This is a genomic window from Methylosinus sp. DMC45, from assembly GCF_056313885.1.
On sequence record NZ_JBQUZK010000004.1, the window covers coordinates 1 to 14322 of the forward strand.

Consider the following 14322-nt stretch of genomic DNA (forward strand, 5'->3'; position numbering starts at 1 on the left):
TCTTGCCATGGTCCACGTGACCGATCGTGCCGATGTTGCAATGCGGCTTCGTGCGTGAGAATTTTTCCTTGGCCATGCTTTCTGGTTCCCGGTTGCGGCGCGTCTCGCGCGCGCGAGCCTTTAAGGCGGTTGCCGCTTTTCTTCAAGAGCGTTCGCGATTCCGCCCGGCCGCCCAAACAAGATAGGGGAGGCGCCGCTGATCGCCGCCTCCCCTACCGATAAAGAATATTCTCTTTTCTATCTTAGCCTTAGCGCTCAGAACTTGACCTTGACGCCGCCATAGACCGAGACCGGCGCGCCCGGAACATAAGTGCGCGCATTGGTGAAGCCGCCGGCCGAGGCGGTCGCATTGCCGCTGTTGTCGAAATAGGTCCCGAAAGTATAGTAGCGCCGATCGAAGAGGTTCTGCGCGAGCGCATAGACCTCTATATTCTCGGTGACCTTATAGGAGGTCTTCAGATTGACGACGCCCCAGGAGGGCAGCGGCTTGTCGAGATTGGACTCGTCGCCGCGCAGCCGCACCCCGCTGGTGAAGATGTAATCGGCGCCGAACTTCCACTCGGGCGTGATGAAGTAATCGAAGCCGAGCTTCACGCGATGGCGCGGCACGCCCGGCATCACATTGCCCGGCCGTACATGGATGAGGCCATTGGCGTCGGCGTAGGGGTTGTTGCCCGACTCGACGTCGAAGGCGCTGCGGAAGGTGGCGTCGATCAACGCATAATCGGCATAGAGGCTCAGCTGATCGTTGCGCCAGGCGACCCCGGCTTCTAGGCCCTGGCGGCGGGTGGCGCCGACATTGGCGAAATAGCCCCTGCCCTGGATCACATTCGACGGCAGCGAGATGATGTCGTCGTTGTTCACGGCGCGGAAGATATCGACCTTCCACTCGAGCCGGCCATGGTCCGGCCCGATGTCGTGATAGCCGCGGAAGCCGATCTCGCCCGAGCGCGTCACTACCTGCTTCAGCGGCGGATCGGCGACGAGGAAGTTGTCGATGGTGCAGGGATGATTCGCGTCGGCGCAGCCGTTCTCGAGCGCGGTCGGCGCGCGATTGGCCTCAGAATAATTGCCGTAGACCGTGAATTCCGGGATGAAAGTATAGGTGAGGCCCGCGACCGGATTGACGCGCTGATAGCTCTTGTCGCTGTTGAGCCGCACTCCGAGACGATCATAGAGCGTGATTTCCGCGCTGTTGAAGCGCAGGCCTGCGGTGAGGGTGAGCTTGTCGGTCAGATCGAGCGTGTCGAGCGCATAGACGCCGTAATAGAGGTTGCGCGCGAAGACCGACGAGGGCTGGAAGCCGCCTTCTGGAACCGAGTTGAAATATTGCAGCCCGGTCGAGGTCACATTGAAATCGCCCTGCAGAATGCCGAGCTCGGAATAGCCGCGGAAGTCGGTGAACTGGCGATCGAAGGAGCCGCCGACGATGAGCTTGTTCTTGAAGTCGGCGATCTTCTCGTCATAGGTCCCTTGGATCGCGCCGCCATAGGAGCGCGAATGGGTGCGCGAGTAATCGATCGTCGCCGGCAGGCCCCCGGCGAGCACCGAGGACCGAATAAAGGCCCCATTGGGTCCGATCAGGCGCCGCTGCGCATTGGTCGGCACATTGCCGATGAAGGGGTCGTTGTCCTGGCAGACGAAAGCTTTGGCGCTGCAGGTCTCCATATCGGCGATATTGCCGTCGATATGCGCCTGCTGATAGTCACGGTAATAGAAGTTGCCGTTGAGCTTCAGCGCGCTCGAAACGTCATAGGAGCCCTTCAGATTGAGGAAATGCAGCTCATTGGTCGAGCTCTGCGGCGTCGTGTAGACATTGGCGTAGTCGCGTTGGAGGAGCTCCACGGGCGTCGCCGCGGCGGCGCCGAGACGCGTCGTCGCGCCGGTGTAGTTCAAGTGGAATTCCGTCTTGTCGCCCTTATAGCCGAGATCGAGATAGCCGCGCAGCAGTTCCGAGCCGGAGCGCTTGCGCCAGCCGCTGTCGCCGAGCGCCTCGAACGCCGAGTAGATGGCGAAATCGCCGTATTTCTGGCCGACCTGCGCCGCGCCATAGCGACGGCCGAAGGAGCCGCCGCGTCCCTCCAGCTCATAGCCCTGCCAGGTGAAGCCGTTCTTCATCTCCAACGTCAGAGCGCCGCCGAGCGCATTGAGGCCGAACAGCGGATTGCCGCTGACCAGCTCGCTATTGGCGATAGCGACCGTGGGAATGAGATCGAAATTGACGACGTCGCCGAAGGCCTCATTGATGCGCACGCCGTCCTGATAGACGGCGAGCCCCTGCGGCGTGCCGGACACCGGCGAGGCCGAGAAGCCGCGATAGGTGAGATCGGGCTGGAAGGGATTGCCCGCGACATCGACAATGGAGACCGAAGCATTGCGGCGCTGCAGCGTGTCGGTGATGACGAGCGCGCGGTCGCGATCGAGATCGCTACGCTTGGTGGCGATGGGATTGGTCGGGACCTTCGACCTCTCGATTCCCGCGCCCGCCTCCGGGGCCGCCGCGATAATGTCGATGTCCGGCAGCGCCTCCTGGGCGCGCGCCTGCAGCGCAGGCGCCGCGGCGACCATCAGCGCGACGAGGGAAATTCGGGAACCAAGCATCGTTTCTCTTCCACATGACGGCCCGGCCGCTCGGGCGATTTTCTCGTCGAAGGCGGCGCGCCGCGGGAAAACGAACGCAGAATCAGGGATAACGCCCCGCCTTCGGTTTGCGAAAGTTACGGGCAGTTAACCTACGTACCTATTTCAAAGATTCACAATCCACTTGCCGCTTTTTCCCGAAATTGGCGAAATCGCGGCGGGAAGACGCTTTTTTCGTTATGGCGCAGCTCTAGGCGTCCGGCCGCTCGAAGACGGATTCTCCCGCGACGAATGTCGATTTCACCCGACCTTGCAGGCGCGCCGTGTCGAAGGGCGTGTTCTTGCAGCGGGAATGCAATTCGGACGGATCGACGACGAAGGGCTCGTCCGGGTCGAAGCGGATGAGATCGGCCGGCGCGCCCTTGGCGAGACGCCCCTGCTCCAGGCGCAGAATCTCGGCCGGCCGCGTGGACATGGCCCGCAGCAGCGTCGGCAGCGGCACATCGCCCGAATGGACGAGCCGCAGCCCCGCCGCCAGCATGGTCTCGAGGCCGACGGCGCCGGCCTCCGCCTCGGCGAAAGGCAGGCGCTTCATCTCCACATCCTGCGGATCATGGTCGGAGAGAATGACGTCGATGAGCCCGCTCGCCACCGCCTCCACCAGCAGACGGCGCTCGTCCTCATGGCGCAGCGGCGGCCGCAGCTTCAGGAAGGTGCGGTAGTCGCCGATGTCGTTCTCATTGAGCGTCAGATGATTGATCGTGGTCCCGCACGTCACCGGCAGTCCGCGCGCCTTCGCCTCCTGAAGCGCCGCCAGCGACAGGCCATTGGCCACGATGGAGGCGTGGTAGCGCGCGCCGGTCAGCTCGACGAGGCGCAGATCGCGATCGACGATAATGGCCTCCGCCTCCTTGGGCACGCCGGCGAGGCCGAGCCGCGTCGCCAATTCGCCGTCATTCATGACGCCCTCGCCGACGAGATCGCGATCCTCCGGGAAATGGATGATGAGCGCGTCGAAATCGCGGGCGTAGGTCAAAGCCCGGCGCATGGTCTGGGCGTTGCGCAGCGAGCGCTTGCCGTCGCAGAATGCGATGGCGCCGGCCTCGCGCAGCAGGCCGAATTCGGAGATTTCCTTGCCTTCGCGCCCTTTGGTGAGAGCCGCCATGGGCAGGACGCGGACACGGCCGGTGTCGCGGGCGCGGCGCAGGACAAAGTCCACGACCGCCGGATCGTCGATCGGCGGCGAGGTGCCGGGGGCGGCGACAATGGTGGTGACGCCGCCGGCCGCGGCCGCCGCCGTGGCGGTGGCGATGGTCTCGCGATGCTCGGCGCCCGGCTCGCCGAGAAAGGCCTGCATGTCGATGAGTCCGGGCGCGAGCACATCGCCCGCGCAATCGACGATTCGCGCGCCCTGCGGGGCGGACTCGGCCTTCAGAGCCGGGCCGAGATCGGCGATTTTTCCGTCGAGGACGAGGAGCCCTCCGCGCGTCTCCACGCCAGAGGCGGGATCGACGAGGCGGGCGTTCACGAAAAGGAGAGGCGCATGCGTCGGCATGAGGCCTGCTTAGGCCATTTCGCGCGCCAAGGGAACGCGCTGAGGGAACGCGGCGCGGCTATCGCGCCGCTTTCTCCGCATCCTCGAGCGCGGCGAAGCGCACCTGCACATCGGCGCCATCGGCGGGCGGCGAGGCGAGGCGCGCGCGGAACTGCACGCTCTCCCCGGCTGCGAGCCGCATTTTCGGCGCGGCGGCGGTCCAGCTGTAGCGCTCGCGGCCGTCGGCGCCGCGAATGGCCAGCGCCATGGGCGGCACGCGATTGGCGGCGCGCCGCAGATTGACGATCTCGCCCTCGACGGTCAGCACCTTGCGCGTTCCCTCGGTGACGATCTTGGAGGTGACGCCGCGCAGATCGAGCCCGGCGGCGTTGACCTTCAGCCCCATGGCCGAATAGAGCGCGGTCGCGAAGGGCATGACGCGCACGATCTTCTCGCGCATGCCGATCAGCGCCATGGCTCCGAAAACGACGGCGATGATCGCCGCGATCAGCGGCAGCAGGCGCTGGCGCCGCTCGTCGACGAGATCGCTCTCATGCGGCGGCTCCCGCCACAGCGAGCTCTCGTCCAGGTCGTGGGCCTTCGGGGCCGAGCCGACCGGGGAGTTGTGCGGGGCGAGGTCGTTGCGCATGGCCGGTCTCCGAACCGTGGGCGGCCGCTTCGGAATCGGCCGCCGACATGTCGTCGATTAGCCGCCGATATGGTTAATGGGCGGTGAACTGCTAATCTCCCGGCAGCGCGATTCTGAGCCCGCCAATGGATACACGCCTTTGCTGACCTTCGAGAACGTCGGCCTGCGCTATGGAAACGGCAGCGAGATATTGAGCGATCTCGCTTTTTCCATCACGCCGCGCTCGTTCCAATTCCTCACCGGACCCTCGGGCGCCGGCAAGACGACGCTTTTGAAGCTCGTCCTGCTGTCGCTGAAGCCGACGCGCGGGCGAATCACCCTCTTCGGCAAGGATACGGAGACGCTGGACAAGGACTCCGTCACCGACATTCGCCGGCGCATCGGCGTCGTCTTTCAGGACTTCCGCCTGCTGGAGCATCTCAATTTATACGAGAATGTCGCTTTGCCGCTGCGCGTCATCGGCCGCGAGGAGACGAGCTATCGCGCCGAGGTGCTGGAGCTCTTGCGCTGGGTCGGCCTCGACGAGCGCATCGCCAGCCGGCCGAGCGTGCTCTCGGGCGGCGAGAAGCAGCGCGCCGCCATCGCCCGCGCGCTGATCGTGCGGCCGGAGCTGCTGCTCGCCGACGAGCCGACCGGCAATCTCGACCCCACTCTGGCGCGGCGGCTGCTGCGGCTGTTCGTGGAATTGCACAAGAGCGGCACCTCGGTGGTCATCGCCACCCATGATCTCGCTCTGATGGACCAATATGAGAGCGCGCGCCGCCTGGTGCTCGCGGATGGGCGGCTGCATGTCTTCGAATGACGCCAAGCCTCGCCCCGAGCCCCGCCTCGGCCTGCGCCCCGCCGCCGCCCCGGCCAAGGAGGCCGCGCCCGAGGAGGCGCTCGGCCGGGAGACGCCGCTCGTCCCCACCTCCTCCATCGCCGGACGCTCGCTCGTCATCGTCATCGCCATCATGACCTTTCTGGCGGCGCTCTCGGCCGGGGCGGCGCTGATGGTCGCCGACGCCAGCGTCGACTGGCGGCGCGAGGTGGCGCGCGAGGCCAGCGTGCAGATCCGCCCTTTACCCGGCCGCGACATAGAAGCCGACGTCAGCAAGGCGACCTCGGTCCTCGTCGCCGCCGAGGGCGTGCGCGACGTGCGCGTCTATACGAAGGCGGAGTCGGAGGCGCTGCTCGCGCCCTGGCTCGGCCAGGGCCTCGATTTCGCCGAGCTGCCGGCCCCGCGCATGATCGTCGTCAAGCTCGACGACAGCCGCCGCGCCGATCTCGACGCGTTGCGCCGCGAGCTGGCCCAGGCGCTGCCGAGCGCGGCGCTGGACGATCACCGGCTGTGGGTGGAGCGGCTCGGCCAGATGGCGCGCACAGTGGTGGCGGTCGCCGCGCTGGTCTTCGTGCTGATCGTCGTCGCCATGGGCCTCGCCGTCGCCTTCGCCACGCGCGCGGCCATGGTCGGCAATCGCGAGATCATAGAGGTGCTGCATCTCGTCGGTGCGGCGGACAAATATATCGCCCAGCAGTTCCAGCGCCGCTTCCTGGTGCTGGGCCTGCGCGGCGGCCTCATCGGCGGCGCCTCGGCCATGGGCTTTTTTCTCTTCGCCGGCTATCTCGCCAGCCGCTGGACGGCGACGCCGGACGGCGATCAGCTGGAGGCCATGTTCGGCAGCTTCTCGCTGGGGCCGCTCGGCTTCACCGTCGTCGGCCTCATCTCGGCCGCCGCCGGGCTGCTCACCGGCTTCATGTCTCAGGAGATCGTGTTCCGCCAATTGCGGCGGCTGGACGGGGCCGAGTAAACTCTAACCGGGCATAAATTCCGCCCGGCCCTGGACGGCCTCGAGCGCCGCTTCCATCTTGTCGAGGATTCGCGGCCGGGGACGGCGACGAGACGGGGACCGGCGACGAGGTGGACGCTTGCGAGCGCATGCGCGATACGGGAGAGCAGGAGGATGGGCCGCGCCCGGACGCTGGCGCCTCGCGGTCCTCGCTCTCTTCTGCTTTCTGGCCTCCGCCTTCGTGGCCGGCTTCATCGGCTTCGCCCTCTCGCTGGAGCGGACCGAATCGACCCTGACCGTGCAGGCCGATGGCGTCGTCGTGCTGACCGGCGGCTCCGACCGCGTCTATGAGGCGGGCGGGCTCCTGGCGCGCGGCCAGGCGCGCCGGCTGCTCATCACCGGGGTCAATCCGGCGACGCGCGGCCATGAGATCGCCAAGCTGCTGCCGGTCTCGCGGGAACTCTTCGAATGCTGCGTCGATCTCGGCTACCGCGCCCGGGACACGATCGGCAATGCGCGGGAAACGCGCGACTGGGCGCAGGCGCACGGCATCGGCGGAGGCTCGCTCATCATCGTCACCTCCAATTATCATATGCCACGCGCTCTGGCCGAGCTCTCGGCGGCGCTGCCGGGGGCGGAACTCTATCCTTTCGCCGTGGTCAGCGACCATCTTCGCGTCGAGGACTGGCTCGGCGATCTCGCCGTGACGCGGCTCATCGCGGCCGAATATGTCAAATATCTCTATGTCCTGCTGCGCACCCGGCTGCTGGAGCCGGGTCTTTCCGCGACCGCTCTCGCGCCGACCAGGACTGCCGAGGTCACGGCGCGAGCGCGCTGAATCGGCGGGCGCAGCGCCCGAGAAAGCGCGCGCCCGACCGAGCGGCGGTTCCGTTCGACGAAAAAGCGCATTAGAAGGCTTTCGCGTCCCACCCTCCGCGAAACCCGACGGGCGACCAAAGCATGCTCTTCCTGCGCTCGCTGCTGTTCCACATCACTTTCTTCGTCAGCCTCATGACGCTGCAGATCATCTGGCTGCCCGCGCTGCTGATGAAGCGGCACGCCTCCATGACGCTCGGCCGTGTCTGGGGGAGAACGTCGCTCTTCTGGCTCGAGAAGATCGTCGGGCTGAAATTCGAGTTTCGCGGCCTCGAGAATATTCCGAAAGGGCCGGTCATCGTCGCCTGCAAGCATCAGTCGACGTGGGAGACCTTCGTCCTGCCGCTGCATTCGCCGGATTTCTCCTATATTCTCAAGCGCGAGCTGGTGTTCATCCCCTTTTTCGGCTGGTATCTGATGGGCGCGGAGCAGATCGGCATCGATCGCGCCAAGGGCGGAAAGCTGCTGCCGCAGCTGATCGAGAAGACCAAGGCGCTGTTCGCCCAAGGCCGGCAATTGTTCATCTTTCCCGAGGGGACGCGGCGTCCGGCAGGCGCGCCGCCGCTCTATAAGTTCGGCGTCGCGATGCTCTATCGCGAGACCGGCGCGGCCTGCCTGCCGGTGGCGCTGAATTCCGGCCTGTTCTGGGGGCGCCGCGCCTTCATCGTGCGGCCCGGAACCGTGGTCATCGAATATCTGCCGATCATCCCGCCGGGGCTCGAGCCGCGGGACTTCTTCGAGCGCATGCAGAACACGATCGAAAGCGCCTCCGATCGCCTCATCGCGGAGGCGGTGGCGCAAGATCCCTCGCTCGCCGCCGTCGTCGAGCGCGGACGCAAGACTGCGCCGGCGAGCGCCTGAGCTACCGGCCGTAAGCGGTCAGCTCGCGAGCGCCGGCGGAAAGCGCCTTGCGGTCGCGCAGCGGATAGTCGGCCTCGACGATGTAAGGGCCGCCGCCGACCGAATCGCGCGAGGAGAACAGCACGAAGCGCGCCGCCTCGAAGCGCATGGGCGGAAAATAGCCGCGCGCGCCGAGATAGGCCGCGACCGAGGAGCAGGACGCCCCACGCAGGCGCGCGAGCGTCACATGCGGTACGAATTTGCGCGGCTCGGGCGGAATGCCGATGCGCCGCAGCAGGCGCTCCTGCTCCGCCTGCAGCTCGGCCAGCGCCGAATCGGCGCGCGCCTTCACCACAATGGCGCGCGGCTTGTCGCCGCCGAAGCTCGACAGCTCCTCCAGCGTGATCGAGACGGGAGGACGGCGGATGGCGGCCAGCGTCATGGCCGCGTCATGGCCGAGCGCATCGTCCACATCGCCGATGAAGCGCAGCGTGATGTGATAATTTTCCGCGTCGATCCAGCGGGCTCCCGGAACGCCTCCGCGCAGAGCGGCGAGATCGCCGGCGACGAGAGGGGGGATTTCGAGGGCGGTGAACAGTCTGGGCATCGCAGGTCCTCCATCCTGGCCTCACAAGGCGCTCGGGGAGTGGGAAAGGCGAAGTCGCTGTCTGCTCGCTCGGTCCCTGCCCGGCCGCGGATACGGCGGAGCGACGGGGCCGTTGTCGGCGCCTCCTCGCGGATCGACGCGCCCCAATGGCGCGCGCTAAGGATGGTGTCGGCACTATATCGGGAATGCGACGGCTGTAACGAAAATCCGGCGTGTGAACGGATTTTTTCTCACGGCCTCGCTCGCGGCCTCGCTCAGCGCTGCGCGGCGCCCTGACGCGTCGATCGCAGGGAATCGAGGCGCTTCTCCACCAGAGGCGCGACGCCGGCGACGATCCGCGCCACGCCGGCCCGGCTCGGATGCAATCCGTCGACGAGGGTCATGCCCTTCTCGCCGACGACGCCCTCGAGAAAGAAGGGATAGAGCGGCAGGCCGCGCCGCGCCGAGAGATCGGGAAAAATGGCGTCGAAGGCTTTTTTCTGCTCCTCGCCGAAATTGGCGTTGGCCAGCATTCCGGCGAGCAGCACGGCGACGCCCTTCTCCTCGGCGGCGCCGATGATTTTTTCCAGATTGCCGCGCGTCGTCGCCGGATCGAAGCCGAGCAGCATGTCATTGGCGCCGAGCTCGAGAATCATCAGATCGCCGCCGTCGCGCAGCGCATAGGAGACGCGCGCGAGCCCGCCTCTCGTGGTGTCGCCGGAGACGCTGGCGTTGACGACGCGGGCGTCATAGCCGTCATTTTTCAGCCGGGCCTCGAGCTGCGCCGGAAAGGAGGCATCCGCCGGCAGCTGAAAACCGGCGCTGAGACTGTCGCCGAAGGCGATGATGCGCAGCGGCTCGGCCGCGGCAGGCAGAGAGATCATGGTGAGAAGCGCCAAAATCGCGGCGGCGCAGAGCAGCGCCGCCGGGCCGAGCGGACGAAAGCGCGGCCGCGCACTGGAAACCGGCGGCGCCTTCGCATATGTCGGGGCGGGCGTCTTTGCCGGATCGCGAGAGCGGCGGCGGGCGCAGCGGCAAACCATTAGGACCTCCAAAGTGCAGCGGCCGGTCATCGAGCTCGAGGACGTCGATCTCACCCTCGGAGCGGGCGCGGCGCGCGTCCATGTGCTCAAGAACATAAGCCTCGCCGTCGCGCGCGGCGAGGCTGTCGGCCTCGTCGGACCCTCGGGCTCGGGGAAATCCACATTGCTGATGACGCTCGCCGGCCTCGAGCGGCCCGATTCCGGCAAGGTGCTCGTCGACGGCAGCGACCTCGCCCGGCTCGATGAAAATGCGCTGGCGCGGTTCCGTGGAGGGAAGATAGGGGTCGTCTTCCAGTCTTTCCAGCTCATCGCGACGATGACGGCGCTGGAGAATGTCGCCATTCCGCTGGAGCTCGCCGGCCGCGCCGACGCTTTCGAGCGCGCCGCGCAGGAGCTGGAGGCCGTGGGCCTTCGCCATCGCCTCTCCCATTATCCCGCGCAAATGTCCGGCGGCGAGCAGCAGCGCGTCGCCATCGCCAGGGCGCTCGCGCCCGATCCTGTGATTCTCGTCGCCGACGAGCCGACCGGCAATCTCGATTCGGAGACCGGCGCAGCCATCGTCGATCTCATCTTCGCGCAAAAGGCGCGGCGCTCGGCGACGCTGGTGCTGGTGACGCACGACCCCTCCCTCGCCGCCCGCTGCGACCGCGCCGTGCGATTGCGCTCCGGCCGCATAGAGGACGAGGCGCCGGCGTCATGAGGGCGAGATTCATCTCGCGCCTGCCGCTGGCGCTGCGTTTCGCCCTGCGCGACCTCTCCGGCGATCTGCGCGGCTTTTCCGTCTTCATTGCCTGCATCGTCATCGGCGTCGCCGCCATTTCCGGCGTCGGAGCCGTGTCGCGCTCGCTCGCCGACGGCCTCGCCCGCGAGGGACGCACGATTCTGGGCGGCGACGTCTCTGTGGCCACCACAATGCGGCGGCTCTCGCCGCAAGAGCGCGAGTTCTTGGAACGCGACGGCCGCGTCTGCGAGATCGGCTTGATGCGCGCCATGGCCCGCTCGGCGAGCGGCGAGGCCGCGCTGATCGAAATAAAGGCCGTCGATTCGGCCTATCCCGGCCAAGGCGCAGTCGGGCTGACGCCCGCGCAGCCGCTCGCCGAGGCTCTGGCGCCGAGTGAGGCCGGCTTCGGCCTCGTCGCCGACGCCGGACTTATCGCCCGGCTCGGCCTCGAGATCGGCGACTCTGTGAAGATCGGCTCCGGCTCCTTCACGCTCACAGCCGAGCTTTCGAGCGAGCCGGACAAGCTCGCCGGGGCCTTCGGCTTCGGCGCGCGCGTGCTGATGAGCCAGGAGGCGCTGAAGGCGACCGGGCTGACGCAGCCGGGCGCCGTGGTGCGCTGGCTGACGCGCGTCTCGCTCGGCAAGACCGAAGCCGTCGCCAGCGACGCCGAGGTGAAGCGTTTCATCACGGCGCTGACCGCGGCTTTTCCCGACGCCGGCTGGGATTTGCGCGAGCGGGACGCGGTCTCCCCGCAATTCTCGCGCAGTCAGGAACGCTTCACCCAGCTGCTGACGCTGGTGGCGCTGACCGCGCTCGTCGCGGGCGGCGCCGGCGTCGCCAACGCCGTCTCCGGCTTCGTCGCCAGAAAGCGCGACGCTTTCGCAATTTTAAAAGCGCTGGGCGCGCCGGCCTCGCGCGTCTTCGCAATGGCGCTCGTCGAGGTGCTGCTGGTCGCCGGCCTCGCCGTCATCGGCGGCCTCGCCATTGGCGCGACCTTTCCCTATCTCGCCGACCTCTCTCTTTCGGCCTCCATTCCCCTGCCCTTCGCGCCGACGCTCGATGCGCGCTCGCTCGCGGTCGGAGCGGCCTATGGGCTGCTGGTGGCGCTGATCTTCGCGCTGCCGCCGCTCGGCCGCGCCTATGGGACGCCCGTCGCGCGGCTGTTGCGCGACGAGGCCGAGGAGAAAGCCCCTCCCCGCGTCTTTCTGCTCGCAGCGCTCGCCGCCGCGGCTGTTCTCGTGGCCCTGGTCATGCTCACCGCCGCCGACAAGAAGCTCGCGGCGACCTATATCGCCGCCACCGCCACGGCCTTCGTGCTGCTGCGCGGCGTCGCGGCTCTCGTCGTCCGTGCGGCGCGGCGCTTCGCCCATGCGCCCGGCGCGCGGCTGCGCCATGCGATCGGCAATATTCGCCGCCCCAAGAGCCTCGCCGCGACATTGATCGTCTCGCTCGGCGTGACGCAAACGCTTCTCGTCGCGCTGGCGCTGATCGAGGGCTCGATTCACGCGGAATTGTTCCAGGCGCAGAAGAGCCGTACGCCGAGCTTCTATTTCGTCGACGTCGCCAAGGAGCAGGCGGACGAATTCGCCGCCTTCCTCTCCTCCTTCTCCGCCGACGCGCGCATCGAGCATGTGCCGATGATGCGCGGCCGCATCGTCGCCGTGAAGGGCGTGCGCTCCGAGAATCTGAAGCCCCCGGACGATATCGCCTGGGCGCTGGAGGGCGACCGCGGCGTCACCTTCGCCGCGACGCCGCCCAAGGGCTCGGAGATCGTCGCCGGACAATGGTGGGAGGATGGACGCAGCGGCCCGCCCCTCGTCTCGCTGGAGGCGCGCGTCGCCGAAGGGCTCGGCCTCGCTGTCGGCGACGAGATCGTCGTCAATGTGCTCGGCCGCGATCTCACCGTCCGCATCGCCAATCTGCGCCGCGTCGACTGGCGCAGCTATGGCATTAATTTCATGATGGTGTTCTCGCCCGACGCTTTCGCCGACGCGCCCTTCTCGGAGATTTTCACCGTCGCCTTCGCCGATCGCGACGATCCGCAGCGCGACAAAAGGCTGACGCGCGAAGCGGCTACGCGGTTTCCGCAAGTCGCGGCGCTGCGGGTGAAGGATGCGCTGGAGGCGGTGGAGAAGATCGCCGATCAGCTGACCTTCGCGGCGCGGGCGGCCGCCGGCCTCGCCATTGTGACAGCGGCGCTGGCGCTCGGGAGCGCGGTGGCGGCGAGCCAGCGCGGACGCCAGCGCGACGCCATAATATTGAAGACGCTGGGCGCGACGCGCGCTTGGCTGACCGGCGCCTTCGCGCTGGAATTCGCTCTGCTCGGCCTCGTGGCCGGCCTCTTCTCGGTCATCGCGGGCGCCGGCGCTGCGGCCTTCATATTGGAGGCGCTGATGCGGATGGATTTCGTCTTCCGCCCCTGGCCGGTCGCGCTGACGACGCTCGGCGCGCTGGCCTTCGCCGTCGGCCTCGGCCTCTTGGGCAGCTGGCGCGTGCTCGGCGAGAAGCCCGGCCCGGCTCTGCGCCGCCAATAACGGCGAAAAACGCCGCTCCGGCGACGTTTTCGGCTATACGAAGCGGGTTTTTCGCGCTTCCACCCTTGCCGGGAGAGATCGCTCGCCTTAAAAGGCGGGCTTCGCCGGCGTTCAGGGGGCTGGACGCGAGATGATCGCGCTCGCCCTCGAACAAGCGTTGAGCCCATGCCCCAGCTTCTACCCGAACGCAAGAAACTGCCCGTTCCCGACAACGGCGACTTTTCGTTCTCGCAGATCTTCGCCTCCATCGGCGGCGGTCTCGCGGGCGCGGCCGTGTTCGCCGTCCTCACCAAGGGCACTTCGGCGTCGGTTCTGTTCGCCTTTCTCGCGCCGCTGCCGATCTCCATCGTCGCGCTCGGCTTCGGCCTGCGCCATGGCGCGACCGCGGGCCTGATCGCGACGGGCCTGCTGTCGATCTGGCCCAATCCGATCTTCGGCCTCGTCTACGCTTTTCTGGTCGCGCTGCCGGCGCTCGCCGCCGCCTATGTCGTCTCTGGAGCCAATTGGCGCGGCCGCGAGCTGGTGACGTCCCATGCGCCGGCCTGGGCTGTGCTCGCCGCCGGCGGCGCGGTCGCAGCCGCCGTTTCGGCGGCGGTCGCCATAGCGGCGATTCGCTTCGGCAGCCTCGACGAGGCGCTGAACCCGCTGCGGGCGCGCGCCTTCATGGCGATCGAGGATCTCATCCGCACGCAGGACCTCGGCGACAAGCTCGACGCCAGCCAGCTTTCGGCGCTCGTCGTCTTCGCCTTCCCGGCGACGCTCGCCGCGCTCACTCTGTTCAGCCATGCGCTCAATCTCTGGGGCGCAGGCCTGCTCGCCCGCGCCTCCGAGGCGCTGCCGCGGCCCTGGCCCGACATTGCGCAGGAATTCGTGCTGCCGCGCGCGGCGGCCGGAGCCTTTCTCGCCGCCTGCGCCCTCGCCTATCTCGGCGACCTCCCAGGCGAGATCGGTCTGGTGCTCGCGGAGACGCTCGGCCTCGCTCTCGCGATGCAGGGCCTCGCCGTCGTTCACTTTCTGCTGCGCGGCACGCGCATCGGCGGAGTGACGCTCACCGTCATCTATATCGTCATCGGCCTGTTCGCCTGGCCGATCGTCCTATTCACCGTCATCGGCGTCGCCGATGCGGCGTTTTCGTTCCGAAGCCGCAGGCAAGCGGCGCAGGCGCGGCGCGGCTGAGATCGCCGCGGCAT

The 14322-nt window shown here is 67.5% G+C and carries 12 protein-coding genes; 7 read left to right on the forward strand and 5 right to left on the reverse strand.

Annotated features, from left to right (window positions below):
- Positions 1-255: 255 nt before the first annotated feature.
- From ACT53T_RS01905 to ACT53T_RS01915, 3 genes are all read right to left on the reverse strand, one after another.
- Positions 256-2601 (reverse strand): TonB-dependent receptor, encoded by a 2346-nt coding sequence (locus tag ACT53T_RS01905; RefSeq protein WP_476159725.1) that lies wholly within the window; start codon positions 2599-2601, stop codon positions 256-258.
- Positions 2602-2830: 229 nt separating this feature from the next.
- Positions 2831-4135 (reverse strand): dihydroorotase, encoded by a 1305-nt coding sequence (locus tag ACT53T_RS01910; RefSeq protein WP_476159727.1) that lies wholly within the window; start codon positions 4133-4135, stop codon positions 2831-2833.
- Positions 4136-4193: 58 nt separating this feature from the next.
- Complete coding sequence (locus ACT53T_RS01915; RefSeq protein WP_476159729.1) at positions 4194-4763, reverse strand: hypothetical protein; 570 nt, start codon at positions 4761-4763, stop codon at positions 4194-4196.
- A 139-nt stretch (positions 4764-4902) separates the two neighbouring features.
- Between ACT53T_RS01915 and ftsE the strand changes: the two genes are divergently transcribed.
- The 4 genes from ftsE (at position 4903) to ACT53T_RS01935 (ending at position 8269) form a co-directional block, all read left to right on the forward strand.
- Positions 4903-5565 carry a cell division ATP-binding protein FtsE gene (gene ftsE, locus ACT53T_RS01920; RefSeq protein ID WP_018265307.1) on the forward strand — a complete coding sequence of 221 codons (663 nt, stop codon included), beginning with the start codon at positions 4903-4905 and terminating at the stop codon, positions 5563-5565.
- Positions 5552-6553 (forward strand): cell division protein FtsX, encoded by a 1002-nt coding sequence (locus ACT53T_RS01925; RefSeq protein WP_476159731.1) that lies wholly within the window; start codon positions 5552-5554, stop codon positions 6551-6553. The genes ftsE and ACT53T_RS01925 overlap by 14 nt, the downstream gene beginning before the upstream one ends.
- Before the next feature lie 118 nt (positions 6554-6671).
- Positions 6672-7370 carry a YdcF family protein gene (locus ACT53T_RS01930; protein WP_476159732.1) on the forward strand — a complete coding sequence of 233 codons (699 nt, stop codon included), beginning with the start codon at positions 6672-6674 and terminating at the stop codon, positions 7368-7370.
- Positions 7371-7492: 122 nt separating this feature from the next.
- Complete coding sequence (locus tag ACT53T_RS01935) at positions 7493-8269, forward strand: lysophospholipid acyltransferase family protein (protein WP_476159733.1); 777 nt, start codon at positions 7493-7495, stop codon at positions 8267-8269.
- Position 8270: 1 nt separating this feature from the next.
- On the opposite strand, the gene thpR is transcribed toward ACT53T_RS01935, so the two are convergent.
- Positions 8271-8855, reverse strand: a complete 585-nt coding sequence (gene thpR, locus ACT53T_RS01940; protein ID WP_476159734.1) for an RNA 2',3'-cyclic phosphodiesterase — start codon at positions 8853-8855, stop codon at positions 8271-8273.
- Between the two features lie 254 nt (positions 8856-9109).
- On the reverse strand, positions 9110-9718 hold the full coding sequence (locus ACT53T_RS01945; protein WP_476159736.1) for an arylesterase: 609 nt from the start codon (positions 9716-9718) through the stop codon (positions 9110-9112).
- Positions 9719-9890: 172 nt separating this feature from the next.
- Between ACT53T_RS01945 and ACT53T_RS01950 the strand changes: the two genes are divergently transcribed.
- The 3 genes from ACT53T_RS01950 to ACT53T_RS01960 all read left to right on the forward strand — a co-directional run bounded on the left by ACT53T_RS01950 (position 9891) and on the right by ACT53T_RS01960 (position 14308).
- The gene (locus tag ACT53T_RS01950) at positions 9891-10577 is read left to right on the forward strand and encodes an ABC transporter ATP-binding protein (RefSeq protein ID WP_400767703.1); all 687 of its coding nucleotides are present in this window, start codon (positions 9891-9893) and stop codon (positions 10575-10577) included.
- Entirely contained in the window at positions 10574-13132 is a 2559-nt protein-coding gene (locus ACT53T_RS01955) for an ABC transporter permease (protein WP_476159737.1), read from the forward strand. The genes ACT53T_RS01950 and ACT53T_RS01955 overlap by 4 nt, the downstream gene beginning before the upstream one ends.
- 165 nt (positions 13133-13297) lie before the next feature.
- Positions 13298-14308 carry a DUF2232 domain-containing protein gene (locus tag ACT53T_RS01960; RefSeq protein ID WP_400767699.1) on the forward strand — a complete coding sequence of 337 codons (1011 nt, stop codon included), beginning with the start codon at positions 13298-13300 and terminating at the stop codon, positions 14306-14308.
- Positions 14309-14322 lie beyond the last annotated feature (14 nt).

Coding starts and splice junctions, on each gene's coding strand:
- ACT53T_RS01960 (WP_400767699.1), top strand. CDS start 13,298: ATGCCCCAGCTTCTACCCGAACGCAAGAAACTGCCCGTTCCCGACAAC.
- ACT53T_RS01925 (WP_476159731.1), top strand. CDS start 5,552: ATGTCTTCGAATGACGCCAAGCCTCGCCCCGAGCCCCGCCTCGGCCTG.
- ACT53T_RS01945 (WP_476159736.1), bottom strand. CDS start 9,718: ATGATCTCTCTGCCTGCCGCGGCCGAGCCGCTGCGCATCATCGCCTTC.
- thpR (WP_476159734.1), bottom strand. CDS start 8,855: ATGCCCAGACTGTTCACCGCCCTCGAAATCCCCCCTCTCGTCGCCGGC.
- ACT53T_RS01905 (WP_476159725.1), bottom strand. CDS start 2,601: ATGCTTGGTTCCCGAATTTCCCTCGTCGCGCTGATGGTCGCCGCGGCG.
- ACT53T_RS01910 (WP_476159727.1), bottom strand. CDS start 4,135: ATGCCGACGCATGCGCCTCTCCTTTTCGTGAACGCCCGCCTCGTCGAT.
- ACT53T_RS01955 (WP_476159737.1), top strand. CDS start 10,574: ATGAGGGCGAGATTCATCTCGCGCCTGCCGCTGGCGCTGCGTTTCGCC.
- ACT53T_RS01935 (WP_476159733.1), top strand. CDS start 7,493: ATGCTCTTCCTGCGCTCGCTGCTGTTCCACATCACTTTCTTCGTCAGC.
- ACT53T_RS01915 (WP_476159729.1), bottom strand. CDS start 4,763: ATGCGCAACGACCTCGCCCCGCACAACTCCCCGGTCGGCTCGGCCCCG.